The following is a 16,486-nucleotide window of genomic DNA, read 5'->3' on the forward strand; positions in this document are numbered from 1 at the left end:
ATAACAATGTAAAATAATAGCCGAGGAAAATAGAATTCTCTTTCACCAGTAAAATTAGTATAATTAAAAGAATTAATAATAAAACAAATCGAGACTAAAATGGATAAGATGAATTGACCTTTTACGGATATAATCATCGGTCCCTCCTATTTTTTTTCGCCTTAAAACTTTAGCTAATCAAAATTATTTATATAAGCTTCCGGTGTGATTTCCGTATATTTGTAAATTTTTTCTCCTTCATCTGTAGTCATGGTTAAAGTATCTTTTCTATCATTAAATTCAAATGAAAAGTTTTCCCCAAGATTTTCTTCGTTTATGAAAGTAGCATAGATTTTATTTCCTTCTTGGGCAGTATTCATAAAATATTTAGTACTTTTACTTACGTTTTTATTTAACTGCGTTAATTGGAATTTATCATTGCCGTTAGATATGACAATATAGGAATCGACTGAAACCCAAAACCCGTATAAATCGGCGCGTGTTGGCCCATTTGCAATTTTCCCGACAAACTTCTCTTCTACAGTTTCATTTTGCAATTCGTGGATTTTCTTTTTGATTTCCTCTTGTATAATATTTTCTTCATCACACGCTGATAGTCCTAAAATAATAGATATTCCTGCCGCTGCTTTTAATGCTTTCAACTTCACTAGTTCCCCTCTGTTATTGGGAAAAATCCCCTTTTAAAATAGTTTAAATGAAATTCCAGAAATATTCCACTGCTACCTTAGGTTAATCGCTCATTTCTATTTATTTCATAAGCAACCAATCAGTGAATGGAAATGCAAAAAATAAAAAAGAATCACTACGCAATAGCGTGGGGATTCTTTTTCTATTGGGGTTTATTTAAAAAATGTAAAGTTTACTAAAATATGTCTTAGCGCTATTTTTCTATAATTTGTTTTTTAGCTTTAATTTTAAGCAGCCGTAAGAAATTTGAATCCCTTTCGGTTAGTACATCATCAATAGATGTGTCTTTGTATGGGTAGATTCCCTCCCCTGTTTTTGATCCAAGTTTGTTTTGGGCAACAAGTTTATTAATAAATTCCGGTGAGCTTTGACGATTATCTAGATCTGGGAACAGAATATCGAAAATTCGTTTCCAAGTGTCTAAGCCGCCATAGTCCACGGTTTCAATGGGCCCGATGAATGCCCATCTAAAGCCGGGTCCATCTTTTATTATTTTATCCATATCCTCCATACTTACAATGTCTTCATCAATTAATGCCAACGCTTCTCTTAATAAGGCAGCCTGTATCCTATTTACGACAAATCCTTGGATTTCTTTCTTTAATAGAATAGGAGTTTTTCCGATACTTTTTAGCAACGACATAGTTGTATCAATTACACGTTTGGAAGTACACTCATGTTTGATCACTTCAACTAAAGGAACTAATGGTGCAGGATTTAAAAAATGGGCAATAATAAATCGTTCAGGATAGGTGCTGTGTTGAATTAATGTTGTAAGAGGAATCGTGGATGTATTTGATGCGATAATAACATCCTGAGTACAAATAGTTTCTAATGATCTATACAGATCCCATTTTAACTGCAAAACCTCGGGAATAGCTTCAATGACGAATTTTGAATCGACAAGACTTTCTTCCAAATTGGTTGTCATTTGAATTTGCTTTAATGCTTGTTCTTTTTCCCTTGGAGAAATGAGTTCGTTTTTAACATATAAATCTAAATTTTTGTTAATTGAATCAAACGCATTTCTTAATTTCTCCTTTGTTAAATCATATAAATGTACAGGTATCCCGACAAGCGCAAACACTTGAGCAATGCCATGCCCCATTACCCCCGACCCAATAACAGTTGCTTTTTGAATCATAATTTGTCATCCTTTTAATATTATTTTTCACTAGAAAGGTAATCGATATAGAAGATTACATTTTATACTTTTCAACCAATCCTTCCTCACCCACAAAGGAACTTGCCATATCACCATCAACAGGTGTGGATCCTGCATTTAATGCATCAAATGATTTGCGCATGATTGTTACAGTTGCCCAATATAAGAAACCAACAATAGCTGCTGTCCATATTATATTTATCCATCCAACCGGAATACTTCTATTAATGAAAAATCCTACGAATGTCCAAAACATAGCAACCCAGTTAAAGCCACTCCAATACCAATAACGGCTTCCTCGAATAAATAATGATGGGATATCAATCTGGCTCCGGGCTAACAGTACATAATGAGCAACAAACACACCACCCATTGGAGCAAAAATGTTTCCTAGAATTGACATGTAACCAATATATCCATTAACAAGTTGCGGCAGCAATGAAAAAACAATCCCAATAGCACTAACAATGATCGTTCCCCAGAAACGCCCCAATCGAGTAAATATATTACTCAACGATAAACCGCCAGTATATAGGTTTTGAACATTTATTGTCCAATTATCCAGCACGATATAAACAGAAATGAGAAGCAAAAACCATATTGCACCATTTGATGCCCCAACAATCACATCAAATGGATTACTGTTTTTGCCTAAGGCTGCGGCAACGGCATATCCTCCAACAAATGAGCAAATAAGCTGACCAAGTACTGCAGCAACAAATGTACCGACCCACATATCTACCCTTGTTTTGGAATAACGGCAAAAATCAGCAGCATCTGTAAAGTTTGAGAACCAGGCAGCCGCCATACTCGTTGCCCAAAGTAAAATTAATGCCCACTTCATCCCGTCGCCGCCGGCAAAACTGAAAACTGCATTCGGGTGAAAGGATGAAGACGGATAATTCATTAAAACATAGATAATTGTAGTGGAAAATAGTAATTTCAAGACAAGGGAGTAACGGGATAATATCTTTAACGAGTTGTAGCCAAAGGTAGCGATCAAGACCTGTAATATGGCAAATATTAAACTAACAAGTGTTAAGCTAACCGATTTGTTCAAAATAACTTCAAGAACAGCAGTTAATCCGAGGGCACCAGAAATTGTTTGAAAGGCAAACCAATAGACGCTGGATATCGTACGCAATCCGGAAGCAAGCCATGATCCTCGTATACCAAATACAGAACGCATACTGACAAGTCCAGGGATTCCATAATCGACCCCAACGGTAGCGGCAATAAGGTACACAGAAAAACCCATGGCTATGCTTAGAAACCCAGCTAATACCGCTTGCCAAAATGACAGACCTGCGGCGATTAAGGAACCACTAATTAAAATAGTACCTGGGTTAACGACAAAATTTAAAACCATGGCAGAAATATCCCACCATCGAACTGTTCGCAACTCTTCCGGAACTGCCTCAATACCAAACTGTTCAACACCTTTTGGTTGCCGATACTTCTTAGCCAAAGACTCTTCAATTTTAGAATGTTGATCCATTACATTCACCCCCAAAGATATGAAAGAAGATTATAAATTTTCAGTTATTTTGAATCGAAATTAGTTCTTCCCTTTCATTACATTTCCTACGTAATAGATTGAAGTTCTGTAAAGTTATTACTTCAAAATTCCATCCATGTTAAGTCGAGGTGTAGAAAATTTATTTTCTGAGATAATTTTTCCATGACTAAATACATAACGGCACATTGGCTGATGACGTATTAAATCAAACGAGTCCATGGCAGGTAATGCGACAAAACTTGCCGGCTTGCCTTCTTCGATGCCATATTGTGACTCAATTTGTAATGTTTTTGCACCTCGAATTGTTACCATGTTTATAATTTCTTCTACTTCCTGTTTTCCTGTCATTTGTGCTAAATGTATGGCCATATGTGCCGCCTGTAGCATGCTGCCAGTTCCAAAGGGATAAAATGGGGTTAATATGTCGTCATGTCCTATACTGACGTTGATCCCGGCTTTCCATAATTCCTTAATTCGTGTGATTCCTCGCCCTTTCGGCCATGCGTCATAACGCTCTTGCATGACTGAGCTTACAAGTGGGCAAGAAACGATATTTATTTCGGCTTCCTTTAGCAATCCGATCAATCGTGCAACATAAGGGGCAGGATAATGAGCCATTGCATTTGCATGACTTGCCGTTACCTTTTGCTTTAGCCCCATTTGCAAAGCTAGCATTGCCACTACTTCCAAAAACCTCGATTGCCCATCGTCTGTTTCATCACAAAAAACATTAACCATGCGATTATACTTTTCAGCAAGCAAGAAGCAAATTTTTAATGACTCAACACCATTCTCCCTTGTATATTCATTGTGAGGAATGGCACCAACCGCATCCGCTCCTAAACGCAAAGCTTCCTCGAGCCTTTGTTGATTTCCTCGATTTGATAGGATGCCATCTTGAGGAAAAGCAACAATTTGCAGATTTATATAAGGTGAAATCTCCTCCTTTATTTCTAGCAAGGCTAATAAAGCTGTAAGATTAGGGTCAGAAATATCAACATGCGATCGAACATGTAATATTCCATATGAAAGCTGGTTCCGTAATACCTCTAAAGCTCTTGATTTAACATCATTAATGGTTAATTTTTTTTTTCGTTCCCCCCAAATTTGAATCCCTTCAAATAATGTACCGCTTTCATTCCATTGTGGAGTTCCAGCTGTTAGAACAGTATCTAAATGAATATGGGATTCAACAAATGGAGCCAATACCAGATCGCCATATGCATCCACTTCTTTTTTTCCACTTGCTGAAATTTTTCCAATTTCCTTAATCTGTCCATCTTCAATCCCAATATCTTTTAGGGAAGGATCCGAAGGGAATTTTAGATTTCTTACAATTAGATCATACATATCTCCGCACCTTTCTTCCTATATGAATATAATAACTAAATAAACGTAGGTTTAAGTTTACTTTCCCAAGCAATAGACTCGGAAACTTGGCAAATAGGCTGCCCTCTTCTCCAAGTTTCACGTGATGTTGGAAGTTCCGATAAGATCATTTTTATATCTGTAGTGTCTAAAATAACAAAGTCTGCCCAATTCCCAACTCCTATACCATACCCCTGTAGATTCATAAGCTCGGCCGGAACGTAAGTAATCATTTCCATCAGCTTTTCCATTTCTTCTTCTGTTGTTAAGTGTGCACCGTAACTTGTTAAAAGAGCTATTTGCAACAGATCTGCTTTTCCATATGGATGGAAGGGATCTTGAATATTATCAGATGCTGCCGCCACCGGGATATTTAATTCCAACAATTGCTTAACTCGTGTTAATCCTCGCCGAATAAGGCCACTGTCTTGTCTTCCCATCAAAAACAGATTAGACGAGGGTAGAGTCACAATTCCAATCTGTGCTTTTCGAACAAGGGACATTAATTCGTGTGCCTCCGATTCGCCCATGGCTGATAACGAAGTACAATGACCTGCAACGACCCTTCCCTGATAATCTGTTTGTATGGTCCAATTACAAACATCCTCTAATGATTTAACAGTTGGGTCATCCGACTCATCAATATGGAGATCGATATTAGCATCCAAGGAAACAGCTAATTCAAATATCTTTGCTAGGTTGGTCTTCGGGTTTTCAGACAAATGTGGCGCTCCTCCCAACAGATTAATCCCATTGTTGATCGCCCATCGAATATCCTTCTCTACTTCCTTTGTGATATCAAAGGGACACATTAATACAGCTTCCAAAGTAATGTAATTTGATAAGTTAGATTGGACCTTTTGAAATGCTTCAATGACATTGTGCAGATATGAGGATGTACTATAATTTAGATGGGTACGGATGGCTGTTGTCCCATGTTTTATAGCTTTTAATATGGTTGCTGTCATTCGGTCTGTTATTGAGTTGACGTCCATTTGATTCTGGGCATCTTCAAACCGCCAAATCGCTTCATACAGGGTGCCGGAGTAGTTTTGTATTGCAGGCCAAGTTAATGCTTTGTCCAAATGCATGTGCACATCCACAAAGCCTGGCAGAACTACTTTTCCATTAACATCTACAATATGGAGTTGAGGGCTTTTAGTAATATATTCTTCCGCTTTTGTCACGGAAGTAAATCTCCCATTTTCAATAGTTAAATCTTTAAGATTAGGAGACCCTACAATTCGTGCATTGTGTATAACTGTTCTAGCTTTCATTTGATCCTCCAAAAAAAATAAATTAAGGTGATTTTGTACAAATGTTCTAGAAACTAGCCTTTTACCAAATCGGTAACAACACCAATTTTTCCAGGGTTCAGTAATCCGTACGGGTCATTTTCATTTTTCTTCTGAACAACTGAATCGATGTATGCCTCCCAACCACCTTTATCTAGTAAGTTTGTGTGTGGGTCAAAAATTTTAACACCGATTGACTCACAGAATGAAATCATTTCATATAAATGTTCTTTCGTCTTGTAGCGAACGAGAGGAATTTGTTGCGGGATAATCTCCCCATTACTTCTCATCCAATCAAAATGGTTATAAAATTCATCTTTATATTTCTCTTTAATTAATTTGATTTGTTCAAGATAAGAATCTAAAGAAAAACTACCTTGTAAATATGTCATCTTTTCATTTGCCCTTAAAGCCCACAAAGTTGTATGATTCCATGTGAAATCGGATAACCTGATCCCTTTTTGATAGTTTGAAGGTGGGATTTCATAAGTAACTGTACCCTCATGCTCGGAAACCAGTGACTTTACCAATTCAAACGAATGATCCTCAACCTCTAATATTACGATATGCTTATCAGGTTCTATTACTTTTTCAAGCGGTTGAAAATAGGATGGGATCGGCCATTCACATGTTGAAATAGAGCGTTTTTTAATAGTAGATTCCTTCGCAATCTTTTCCGAAAAAATTAAAGAGTTTTCTAGATTAGAAAAAGAAGCAATACACTGCTTCCATTCAACACGTTTCGTCGTTCTAAATACAACCTGGGTCAGGATTCCAGTCGTTCCGTAGCTATGAATGTAGTTCATCATGTCTTCGCCTTTAACCGTTAAGACACGAGGGTTTTCCTCCATCGTAAGGACCCTTAATTCTAAAACATTACCATCCCATAAATTTCCCCATGAAATGGAACCAATTCCTCCAGATCCGCCGCTTACAAAGCCACCTGCCGTAGCCTTTATGAAAGTTGACGGATAAATACAAAGTTCCTGATTTCCTTCTCTTAATTTTTTTTCTATCAATCCTAATTTGACTCCTGGTTCAACCCGTATAGAGCCATCCTCAATTTGAATAATCCTATTCATTCTAGTAGTATCAATAAGAATACCGCCATCCATTGGAATAATCTGACCGTAATTTCCCGTTCCAGCTCCTCGAACGGTGACAGGGATTTTATTTTGTACAGCTATAGATAAAATTCCTTTGATCTCCTCTTCGTTACTTGGTTTTACGATATAGTCAGCTATTTTATCATCCAACATATCTGTTAGAACAGGGGAATACCAATAGAAATCCTTTGATAATTGTTTACGTGAAGATAAATCTACAATCACATTTTCTCGCCCAATAATAGAACTTAATTTCTCATTGAAATCATTCACTTCATTCATCCTTTCGGTTTCATGGGAATTAGAGGGTTGCCTATATAATATTTTTTAATGAGCTAGTAAAATGGTCTTACTTCTTTATCTCAATAGATTCTTTAGCTATTAAGCTAACAATTTCAAAGTTCATCATTTCTAATAGGATTTCTGCTACTTCCTTCCCGTGTTGTTCATAAATCCTTCTTCCTTTTTCTGCTGAAGCAGTCCTGGCATTTCCTAAAATACCCGATGAAGATACATCGTCAATTGTCCACGCAAAGTTGGATTTTTGGAAACGCAGGAATTTGGATTTTTGTAATAATTCTGGATACTCAACTGGCAGCTCATCTTCTCTTACCCAATCTGGATATGAAGCCATAATTAAGGAGGTTTCGTAATCCCCCCCATGAATGCCTAGTAATCTTTCCGTCTCGTTCAGAATGTTTTCTTCTAAAGTTAATCCTCCAACATTGAGTCTAAACACCATTAAATCGGTTTCTAACCTTACCTCTCTTGCAATTAAATTTAATAGGTCGCTGTTTCCCCCATGAGCATTGAACAATAAAAAACGCCTAAAGCCATTTTGTTTTAAACTTCTACCTATATCCAAAATCACAGACTGCAGAGTAGTCGAAGATAGTGAGAAGGTTCCAGCGCGACTTAAATGCTCATTGCTTTTTCCGTATGGCAGTGGCGGCAAAACCCAAATGTTAGAATCAGAAGGAACATACTTCAACGCTTCTTCTAATACTGTTTCTGCAAGTAAGGTGTCAGTGAATACTGGAAGATGAGGACCATGTTGTTCTAACGCTCCTATTGGAAGGATGATCAAGGAATCTTTTTTAGGCAATTTTTGCATTTGTGTGGATGAAAGTCTTGGTAAAAATCGATCTTCCCAGACCTTTCCAGAATATCTTTTAGCCAACTTTAAAGCCCCCTAACTGATTTATTCTCTATATAAATTCTACATACAATTAGAATTCCTTTTTTTTATTTTTTAGGAAGAATACAAAGGTCAGTATCGACAATAATTCTTTCTACATCAACTTGTTTAAGGGATTCATCAATTTGAGAGTAAGCCCATAAAATGATTAACTCTTCGGATTCACTAGCATTGACAAAACGGTGAGGGATATTAGCAGGAATAAAGGAAGTATCATATGGTTCCAATGCGGTCCGAACACCCTCTACATCGCAAAACGCATTTCCTTTTAAAATGGTAACTGATTCTTCTACATTATGGATATGACACGGTAATCCTTTGCCTGGTTCAAACGTTGCCAATCCAACAATAATGGTTTTTGGACCCATTTCCTTCATCATCATGTCATGGAATTGAACCCCTTCGTCCATTTCAAATGGTTCTATTTCTTTATATTTGGATACTACTGGCGTATATAATGTCTTGTTCAACGTACTCACTCCTTATCAAATTAAAAAAACAGGTAGAGGAAAGTAGATATAAAAGCTAACTTTCCTCATTAAACTATAATAGATTACTATTTTCTATTTTGATTGTATTGAAGGTAAACAACATGTGTTTGGAGGTACTCTTCTAAACCATGTTTGCCATCTGCTCCGCCAATCCCGGATTTTCTCCAACCAGCATGGAATCCTTGAATCGCTTCAAAATTTTCTCTGTTGATATAAGTTTCGCCAAACTTTAATTCATTACAAGCGCGCATGGCAACATCTATATTTTGTGTGTAAATAGAAGATGTCAAACCATATTCACATTCATTTGCTAAATCGATCGCCTCATCTAAATCTTTAAAGGTTGCAATCGGTAAAACTGGACCAAAAATCTCTTCCTTCATAATTCTCATCGCATTATTTGTATTAATTAGGACTGTTGGCTCAAAATAATAACCACCCCCCCCTGTCCTTTTGCCACCCGTTAATAACTTTGCCCCTGAGGCAATAGCTTCTTCTACATGTTGCTCCACGGCCTCTAGAGAACCCTTATTGATAAGCGGACCCATACCAATATCCGAATGGACTAGAGGATTTCCAGATTTCGTTTGTTTCATTGCCTCTACAATTTTTTCATAGAATACTTCGGCTATATCCTCATGGACATAAACTCGCTCGGCACAGTTACATACCTGTCCAGTGTTAATAACACGGGATGCGACAATGGATTTTACTGCAAGGTCTATATCTGCATCAGCCATAACGATTGCTGGTGCTTTTCCACCTAACTCTAGTGATACCTTGGTAATATTCTCGGCAGCAGCACGCATTACTTCAGCGCCTACGTGATAACTGCCTGTTAAGCTCACTAAACCAACATTCGGATTGGATGCAAGTTCTTTCCCAATTACACTTCCACTTCCAGTTACAAAGTTAATTACACCTCTAGGTAACCCCGCTTTTTGGACTATTTTAGCAAATTCAAGTGCATTGTTCGGGGATTCAGCACTTGGTTTAAGCACAATTGTATTTCCAGTGATCAAAGCAGGAGCTGCTTTCCGTGCAATTAGGAAGAACGGAAAGTTCCAGGGAAGGATTCCCGCAACAACACCAACTGGCTGTTTAAATAACAAAATATTTTCATTTGGACGATCACTCTGAATAATTTCGCCTTCATAACGTCTAGCCCATTCGGCAGTATAGTCAATATAATCTACTGTAAAGTTAACCTCGACCTCAGCTAAAGCTAGCGTTTTTCCCATTTCTTCAGAGATGACTCGTGCTAAATGGTCCACATTTTCTCGGATTTCTTTTGAAATCGCTTTTAAAAATTTTGCTCTCTCAATTGCGGGGAGTTTAGCCCACTCCTTCTGGGCGCGTGCAGCTGCATCAACTGCGCGCCTTGCATCTGCTACTGTCCCTTTTGGAACCTCTGAAATGAATTCTTCCGTTGCTGGATTAATGACTTTTGAAGTCTCATTTGAACTCGATTGAACAAATTCCCCATCAATATACATTTCATACACTTTCACACTTTTTGTCGTTGACATGTACTTCCTCCTTAGCATTATCATCCTAACATCAGACCATATAACCTTAAGGAAAGTATAAATAATCAAGGTTATGGTGTCAACACTTTTTAAAAATATTCTGAATATAATTAAAAAGAGGATAACTCAAAGAGTTATCCAAATAAACTTATTGTTTTTTGTTATGATATTTTAATAATAAATCACTTACTATTGTTAGATGCTCTAACATGGCATTACCGGCTTCGTTTATATTTTTTTCCTTAATTGCTTTAGCAATTTTCATATGATGGTTAAAAGCTCTTTCCTGAATGGATGAAGATTCTATTACTTTAAACATCCACTCCTTTGTTATATCACGTAATATATTCATAACTTGCAGCATAAATGAATTTCTAGCTATTTCTGCAATGGCCGTGTGAAATTCCAAGTCTGCTTTTAAAAATTGCTCATTATCGGCAGCTTCCCTCATTGAAAGCAGAATGTTATCTAATCTTTGATGATCACTAGGAGTAGACTTTTCTGCAGCCATTTCAGCCAAGTCTGTCTCATATTTTATTCTTGCCTCGATAAGTTCATGAATATTATCAAAACTGATCTTCGACATAAGGGCTAGATGTTTTGTAAAAAAACCTCCAAATGACTCTGTCACAAATGTCCCTTCAGGAACTCTTACCTCAATAAGTTCCAGTGCAGCAAGTGCACGTGTAGCCTCCCTAAGAGTACTTCTTCCCACACCAAATAACTCCATCAACTCTTTCTCCGACGGTAACTTCTCACCTGGAGAAATTGTCCCATTTGTTATTAAGTCCATCAATTGTTGAACAATATCTTGGGATAATGTAGTCTTCTTCAATTGATTAATTTTTCCTTCAAGCATTAAAACCCCTCCACTCATCTGAACGTCAGACAATCAAACCTTATTTATATTATAGTCTAAACTCGAAAGGATTGGTTAAAATTTTTTAAAATTGTAACTAACCTAAAATAGAAGATTACTTTATTTGCCAAAATCATTCATATACACTTTATTATCTTTGCTAAAGAATAGATAATAAAAAAGATCCCTACACATGTTTTGGGATCTCAATAGATAATCATTATTACGCCTTGTTTAAAATCATATCCGCAATTATTTGATAGGATTTAATTTTGTCCATAGGATCATGCGTAATGGTCACAATCATAATTTCATCTGCGTGGTACTTGGTTTGTACTACTTTTAGTTTTTGGCTTACTATTTGTGGATTTCCAATAATCATCTTCTGTTTCATTTTTTGTAATGCAGTTTGTTCCTTTTCCGTCAATGCATATTGCTTGGCTTCTTCAATAGATGGAACGCCATTGAGTCCCTCGCCTTTTCCTCTTTGAATCGACCAAATAATAGGACTTAACGCAAGCTCCTCCGCCCGTTCATTCGTTTCAGCACATATAGCGGAAACAGTTAAAATCACTTTCGGTTTTTGCCCTTGGTTCCTTGGTTTAAACGCTTCTTTATACTGCTTAATGATGGCGGCCCCATCGGAATCACTCATAAACAAGCCAAAGGCAAAGGGAATCCCATACTCAGCCGCAAGCATAGCACTTTTCTTTCCAGTACCAAGGAGCCAAGTTACTGGTGCTATGGGTGGAATGGGTGCAGCCGATAATTTCGCATACGGGTGTTCAGCGGGGAAATTATCATCTAAAAAGTACAGCAGATCCCTGACTTTTTCCGGCATGTCCCATACATTTTTTAAGAAATTATCGGATAACGCATTTGTGGCCTCAGTTGTGCCGCCTGGTGCACGGCCAATCCCAAGATCTATTCGTCCAGGGAACAAGGTGGCGAGAAGGTTGAATACTTCGGCTACTTTATACGGTTTATAATGTGGTAATAACACAGCCCCCGAGCCGATACGGATACTCGTTGTATGTGCGCCAATGTAGCTTAACATTATTTCCGGTGCAGGACAGGCAAGCCCTGTGAGGTCATGGTGCTCAGCGATCCAGTAGCGGGCATACCCTAGATTTTCACCTGCTTGTGCAAGTTGTAATGCCGCCATTAAAGCCTGCTGTGGTGTTTGATTCGTTGAAATCGGTGCCTGATCTAAAATACTTAATCGCATAAAGCACCTTCCCCTTTTTCTTCTAGTATAGTTTTAATTAGATTTGTTTTTATATAGTTTATCATAAATAGCTTTCCTAATCTTAGTCAGTGCTGGTAATATATGTTGATTCAAGAAAGAAATTTTAGTTATGAGGAGCGTTGAGTGCTTTTAATCAATGCAATAGACGGTATTTCTAACTTTAAACATGAAAATATCCCATTGACAATCCAAGTCATTTGTTTTAAAGTATAAATCGTTAAATGCAATAATAAAATCTTTCTAGTGTGGACTTTTCTAGAGACTCTCTACTTTTCGCCACACAGCCTTCAGTATGGGGCTGTGTGGCTTTTTTATTTGCGAAAGGAGTAATATACATGAAGACATGGCATTACGTATTGCTTGTATTTTTAGGAGGCTGCTGTTATGGCGTTTTGTCAACTTTCGTCAAACTGGCTTATTCCGCAGGATTTACAGTGTCAGCGGTTACAGGAAGCCAGTACTTACTGGGAACATTGTTAATCTGGATTGTTGCCCTGTTTACGAAAAAGAAAAAATTGTCATCGAAACAAATTGTGACACTTTTATGTTCAGGGATTCCCTTTGGTTTAACAGGTGTATTTTATTATCACTCACTGGAAACACTTGATGCCTCTCTTGCGATTATATTCTTATTTCAGTTCGTTTGGATTGGCAGTTTAATAGAATGGATCTTTTTAAAAAAGGCACCGTCAACACCCAAGCTTATTTCAATTGCTATTCTGGTTGTCGGCTCGATTTTAGCTGCAGGTGTAATGACAAATGGCGGTGCAATACTTACATGGCAAGGGGCCATATGGGGTGCTCTTTCCGCTGTTACGTACACCTTATTCATATTTTTTAGCAGTTCTGTCGGTAAAGACATTCCACCAGTACAAAAGAGTGCATTTCTTACAACCGGCGGTGTATTAATGATTTTCTTAGTGCTCCCTCCAACGGATTTATTCCATTTGCCAGTTTTAATGGGAGTGGCTCCATATGGCTTATATCTTGGCTTTTTTGGGGTTGTCTTGCCGCCGTTATTATTTTCGATTGGAATGCCGCATATCGGTCCAGGACTCGGAACCATTTTAACCACATCGGAACTTCCGGTGGTCGTGATCCTCTCCTCCCTTGTCCTTGGGGAACAAGTAAGTATGTGGCAATGGATCGGCGTTGTGTTGATTTTAGGCGGAATTATGGTTGGAAATTTAAAAATGCCGAATAGAAAAATGAAATCAAATGTTCATCTGGAAAGCCGTTCTGCATGATAATTGTTTACAACAACTATTTAATCTAATACACTTCTATTGGGTTGAAAAGGTATAGTTTGCTATTCCTTTTAACAAATTAAGCTTAAGCTTAGAATTCTAGGAGGAAATTGTTCATGCATCAATTACAAGATATTTTAGAGGCGAAAAATTATATTTTAAGTAAAACAAGTGCACGTCCTACAATCGGAATGATTCTTGGTTCCGGATTAGGAACGCTTGCTGATGATATTGAAAACTCTGTAAGCATCCCATATAGCGAAATCCCTCACTTTGCGAAATCAGAAGCAGTTGGCCATGCAAATGAGATGGTAATTGGCGAATTAAATGGTAAGATTGTTGTGGCAATGAAAGGACGATTCCATTATTACGAAGGTTTTACCTTAGATGAGGTAACTTTCCCCGTTCGCGTTTTGAAGGCGCTGGGTGTCGAGAACTTGATCCTGACAAATGCTTGCGGTGCGGTGAATACAGACTTTAAACCTGGAGATTTAATGTTAATTACCGATCATATTAATTTAGTCGGAACAAATCCGTTAATTGGTCCGAATAATTCTGAATTAGGAACGCGTTTCCCTGATACTTCTCAAGTCTATAATCTTGATTTGCGAAATACAGCCTTAAAAGTAGCGGAACAAAATAACTTGATGCTGCAGCAAGGCGTATATGCATGGTGGAGCGGTCCGGCCTATGAAACACCGGCAGAAATTCGCATGATTCGCACACTTGGTGCGGACGCTGTTGGTATGTCCACTGTTCCCGAAGCACTTGTTGCGATTCATGGGAATATGAAGGTACTGGGCATTTCTTGTTTAACGAATATGGCATGCGGTATTCTTGATCAGCCATTAAGTCATGATGAAGTAATTGAAGTGGCTGGCAAAGTTCGGACTAAATTTGTGGAATTAGTAAAAGGGATTTTAGAAGAAATTTAAAAACAAGCAGCTGTTGAAAAGCATCCTAATAAAAAAGACACTTTCTTTTTCTAGAAAGTGTCTTCTTTATTTATGTCTTATTTAAAAATTGCCGCAATAACCTGGTCTCTCGTCATGGCACTATCAACGGTGTAGGTACCAGGACGGAGTTTGTTTTCAACCTTTTTCTTCTCTACTGCTCGTGAAAATTCAAAAGCGCTGCCTTTAATGATTTTTGCTTTCACCAGCATTTTGCCGACATCAATACTGGTCATTCCTTGTGATACACCGATGACTGCGCGATAAACAACCTTGTTACCATTCGCATCATTGGCAGCAGTTTTTTGGCCTTCAGCTTTTGCTGTTGCAATATTCTTGTCATAATCTTCTTTGGACTGCACGACAAAGCCGGCTGCTGTAAGCTTATCCTTCATCTCTGCGTCGGAAAGGTCTTCTTTTACGGTGGTTTGTTTTTCCACCGTTTTTCCCACGGCCTTTGATGAGGAATCGTTATCACCTAAAAGGTACACAGCACCACTAATACTTGTAGCAATCAGAATTCCAGCAGCAAAACTGGTCAATTTATTTGTCTTCATATGAACACTATCTCCTTTCATCCCTTGTTGCCAGATGTGGAGTAAGCAGCTGTTCAATTTCACTTACGGATACTTGTTTTTTCTCGGCAATGCTCTCAATTGAGTATTTGCGTTTATATAAATCTAGTATTTCACGCATGAAAAGTTTTTCATCAGCGGATAGTTGAACTCCTGCCTCTTTTGCTACTACTTCAATGTCCAGCTCCATATTGCGAATGGTTCCTTGTAGGTCGTTAATCTCCTTCATTACCGACATATGTACCATGTCTATTTCATCATGTTCTTTTTTAGCTGTCTGTTGGTTTTTAACCATTGAAATAATGAGCAGTAACACTGAAACACCAAATAATATCGCTAATGTCCACTCCATAACATTAATTCACTCCTTCATAAGAAAAGATCGCCACAAGTTATTATTATACATGGCAAACGAAAATTTTTCGATTAATATTTACTAAATACGTCAAAAGTCGCAGAAATTTAACAAATAGAGCTTCAATGCTACAGGAAGTTACATAATTGTCAGCAATAATGTTCAATCTAATCCTGACACTAAGCAAAAAGAAAGGAGCACTTTTATGCAAAATCAACAAATGAATCAATCAATGATGCAAAGCCCGCCACCTGCGATTACTTCAAAAGACCTGCAATACCTGAAGGATGCTTTATCATGGGAGCTTCTTGCGTTTAAAAAATTTCATTTTCTAGCGCAGCAGGCGACGAATCCCAATATTAAACAGGTACTCGAAAAGGCAGGTCAAATGCATCAGAACCATTATCAAAAATTGTTGTCTCACCTGCAGGTTAATAACAATACAGTATTAGCTAGTATGCAAACAATGCAGCAAAATCAGCAGCAGAATTTACAGTAAGGAATGGAGGATAACGAAATGCAAAACCAGCAAGGTCAAAACCCTAATCAAATTGCCAATCAGCAGACAGGTCAATTGCCAAAGGTAAAAGGACCTGAAATGAATGACCGCGATTTTCTAAATGATGGTCTAAGCACGTGCAAATATATTACCGACAGTTTAAATATCGCTGTTCGTGAAGCCAGCCATGATCAGCTGCATGCCGATTTATTACAAATGTTAACAGAAACACAGCAAAGCTGCCGCGATTTGTTCTTGGTCATGTTCCAAAATGGCTGGTACAAGATGGAAGCAGAAGAACAACAAAAAATTAATCAAGCTTATCAGCAGTTTAGTAATTACTCGTCGCAATTTCCTTACACACATTAATGCTTTGTTAAGTGCCAGCCGA

At 37.7% G+C, this 16,486-nt stretch carries 17 protein-coding genes; 4 read left to right on the forward strand and 13 right to left on the reverse strand.

Features of this window, described 5'->3' with window-relative positions:
* Positions 1 to 173: 173 nt before the first annotated feature.
* The 11 genes from A6749_RS24645 to A6749_RS24695 form a co-directional block, all read right to left on the reverse strand.
* Positions 174 to 641, reverse strand: coding sequence for a hypothetical protein (locus tag A6749_RS24645; RefSeq protein WP_066398617.1), 468 nt, complete (start codon positions 639 to 641; stop codon positions 174 to 176).
* Positions 642 to 880: 239 nt separating this feature from the next.
* Entirely contained in the window at positions 881 to 1,831 is a 951-nt protein-coding gene (locus A6749_RS24650) for a 3-hydroxyacyl-CoA dehydrogenase family protein (protein WP_066398620.1), read from the reverse strand.
* 55 nt (positions 1,832 to 1,886) lie between these two features.
* Positions 1,887 to 3,350, reverse strand: a complete 1,464-nt coding sequence (locus A6749_RS24655) for a purine-cytosine permease family protein (protein ID WP_066398625.1) — start codon at positions 3,348 to 3,350, stop codon at positions 1,887 to 1,889.
* A gap of 117 nt (positions 3,351 to 3,467) precedes the next feature.
* Complete coding sequence (codA, locus tag A6749_RS24660) at positions 3,468 to 4,721, reverse strand: cytosine deaminase (RefSeq protein WP_066398627.1); 1,254 nt, start codon at positions 4,719 to 4,721, stop codon at positions 3,468 to 3,470.
* Between the two features lie 35 nt (positions 4,722 to 4,756).
* The gene (locus A6749_RS24665; protein ID WP_066398629.1) at positions 4,757 to 6,016 is read right to left on the reverse strand and encodes an amidohydrolase family protein; all 1,260 of its coding nucleotides are present in this window, start codon (positions 6,014 to 6,016) and stop codon (positions 4,757 to 4,759) included.
* A gap of 53 nt (positions 6,017 to 6,069) precedes the next feature.
* A complete protein-coding gene (locus tag A6749_RS24670; RefSeq protein WP_236719726.1) occupies positions 6,070 to 7,413 on the reverse strand; it encodes an FAD-binding oxidoreductase in 1,344 nt (447 codons plus the stop codon).
* A gap of 76 nt (positions 7,414 to 7,489) precedes the next feature.
* A complete protein-coding gene (locus A6749_RS24675; RefSeq protein WP_066398636.1) occupies positions 7,490 to 8,320 on the reverse strand; it encodes a creatininase family protein in 831 nt (276 codons plus the stop codon).
* A 65-nt stretch (positions 8,321 to 8,385) separates the two neighbouring features.
* Complete coding sequence (locus A6749_RS24680) at positions 8,386 to 8,808, reverse strand: cupin domain-containing protein (protein WP_066398638.1); 423 nt, start codon at positions 8,806 to 8,808, stop codon at positions 8,386 to 8,388.
* An 86-nt stretch (positions 8,809 to 8,894) separates the two neighbouring features.
* Positions 8,895 to 10,358: an aldehyde dehydrogenase gene (gene aldA, locus A6749_RS24685; RefSeq protein WP_201787880.1), complete on the reverse strand. Its 1,464-nt coding sequence runs from the start codon at positions 10,356 to 10,358 to the stop codon at positions 8,895 to 8,897.
* A gap of 148 nt (positions 10,359 to 10,506) precedes the next feature.
* Positions 10,507 to 11,217, reverse strand: a complete 711-nt coding sequence (locus tag A6749_RS24690) for a FadR/GntR family transcriptional regulator (RefSeq protein ID WP_066398639.1) — start codon at positions 11,215 to 11,217, stop codon at positions 10,507 to 10,509.
* A 223-nt stretch (positions 11,218 to 11,440) separates the two neighbouring features.
* Positions 11,441 to 12,445: an LLM class flavin-dependent oxidoreductase gene (locus tag A6749_RS24695; RefSeq protein WP_066398641.1), complete on the reverse strand. Its 1,005-nt coding sequence runs from the start codon at positions 12,443 to 12,445 to the stop codon at positions 11,441 to 11,443.
* Positions 12,446 to 12,801: 356 nt separating this feature from the next.
* Here A6749_RS24695 and A6749_RS24700 point away from each other — a divergent pair, with 356 nt between their 5' ends.
* Together A6749_RS24700 and A6749_RS24705 are read left to right on the forward strand one after the other, a co-directional pair.
* Positions 12,802 to 13,713 carry an EamA family transporter gene (locus A6749_RS24700; RefSeq protein ID WP_066398644.1) on the forward strand — a complete coding sequence of 304 codons (912 nt, stop codon included), beginning with the start codon at positions 12,802 to 12,804 and terminating at the stop codon, positions 13,711 to 13,713.
* Positions 13,714 to 13,829: 116 nt separating this feature from the next.
* Positions 13,830 to 14,648, forward strand: a complete 819-nt coding sequence (locus tag A6749_RS24705) for a purine-nucleoside phosphorylase (protein WP_066398649.1) — start codon at positions 13,830 to 13,832, stop codon at positions 14,646 to 14,648.
* Positions 14,649 to 14,725: 77 nt separating this feature from the next.
* On the opposite strand, the gene A6749_RS24710 is transcribed toward A6749_RS24705, so the two are convergent.
* Together A6749_RS24710 and A6749_RS24715 are read right to left on the reverse strand one after the other, a co-directional pair.
* Positions 14,726 to 15,223, reverse strand: a complete 498-nt coding sequence (locus tag A6749_RS24710; RefSeq protein WP_066398652.1) for an MltG/YceG/YrrL family protein — start codon at positions 15,221 to 15,223, stop codon at positions 14,726 to 14,728.
* Between the two features lie 7 nt (positions 15,224 to 15,230).
* Positions 15,231 to 15,593: a hypothetical protein gene (locus tag A6749_RS24715; RefSeq protein ID WP_066398654.1), complete on the reverse strand. Its 363-nt coding sequence runs from the start codon at positions 15,591 to 15,593 to the stop codon at positions 15,231 to 15,233.
* Positions 15,594 to 15,801: 208 nt separating this feature from the next.
* Between A6749_RS24715 and A6749_RS24720 the strand changes: the two genes are divergently transcribed.
* Positions 15,802 to 16,095 carry a ferritin-like domain-containing protein gene (locus A6749_RS24720; RefSeq protein WP_066398657.1) on the forward strand — a complete coding sequence of 98 codons (294 nt, stop codon included), beginning with the start codon at positions 15,802 to 15,804 and terminating at the stop codon, positions 16,093 to 16,095.
* Between the two features lie 18 nt (positions 16,096 to 16,113).
* Positions 16,114 to 16,464: a spore coat protein gene (locus tag A6749_RS24725; protein ID WP_066398660.1), complete on the forward strand. Its 351-nt coding sequence runs from the start codon at positions 16,114 to 16,116 to the stop codon at positions 16,462 to 16,464.
* Positions 16,465 to 16,486: the final 22 nt, after the last annotated feature.

The sequence above is a fragment of the Neobacillus mesonae genome (genome assembly GCF_001636315.1).
GTDB lineage: Bacteria > Bacillota > Bacilli > Bacillales > Cytobacillaceae > Neobacillus > Neobacillus mesonae.